General features: G+C 34.3%; 1 protein-coding gene. It reads right to left on the reverse strand.

Going from position 1 to position 938, the window contains the following annotated elements; translation table 11 throughout:
- Window positions 1–268: 268 nt before the first annotated feature.
- Window positions 269–938: bestrophin family protein (locus M595_RS27940; protein WP_023069911.1), on the reverse strand; the 670-nt coding region annotated here is incomplete at its 5' end.

Consider the following 938-nt stretch of genomic DNA (forward strand, 5'->3'; position numbering starts at 1 on the left):
AATCCGTGATGGAAGGTTTAATTGGACTACAAAAAATACCTCCTTCTGATTTAAACGCCAAACCTGACAGTGAACTTGAGAGTGAAGAATAGGTGATTGTTTTTGAGGAAGATTAAAGATTTTCACTCAAGCTTTGTTTGGCTGCTAAATATGAGGGTGATAATTTAGGGAAAGTTGCAAATTATTTGCAGTTGGAGTTGGAGTTTAAACAGCCAGGAATTGGGTTTATTTTTAGATTTTTTTCGACTGATTGATTTATCTTTTTTGATCATACTTTTCCGGACGATTCGTTGATAATTTGATCGAAACTTGATTGACTTTCATACTCGATTAACTCAGCAATATCACTTTGGAGAATATAACAAAACTTCTCTAAGGGTAAATCATTGGGATCATTTCCAAACGGATTTTCAATCTCTAAGCCTATTTCTTCAATTCCGAGTAAAGAAAAAGTAATCACTCCCACCGCAGGAACTGTTAACCAGTTCAACTCCTCAACGAAAGTAAATGGTACACTCAAACAATAAATAAGCAACAGATGTTTTAAGTGAATAGAATAAGCTTTGGGTAGGGGAGTCGAAGCAATGCGATCGCAAGCAATCATCGCCTCTAAAATTCGATCCATTGACTGATTTAATTCAATTAAAAAGCGATAGTTAATCAGATTTTGTTCATACATTCTGATTAAATAATCCGCTAACCAATTGGCAATTCTTAAGGGTCGTTGCTGAATCTGTTGAAGTTCTATAAACTGATTAGGTGTGAGTAAATTTTTAAGTTCAGTTTCTAGATCTTCTTTTCTGACATGAACTTTGATCGCCCAGACCAATGTACCCACTAATTTAATATAATCTAATTTTGTCTCTCTGTCTTTATCGGTTTTTGTCGGAATAAAAAAATAAATATTTCGAGCTAAAATTCGACCAAGATCGGAAGAG

The organism is Lyngbya aestuarii BL J, from assembly GCF_000478195.2.
GTDB classification, from domain to species: Bacteria; Cyanobacteriota; Cyanobacteriia; order Cyanobacteriales; family Microcoleaceae; genus Capilliphycus; species Capilliphycus aestuarii.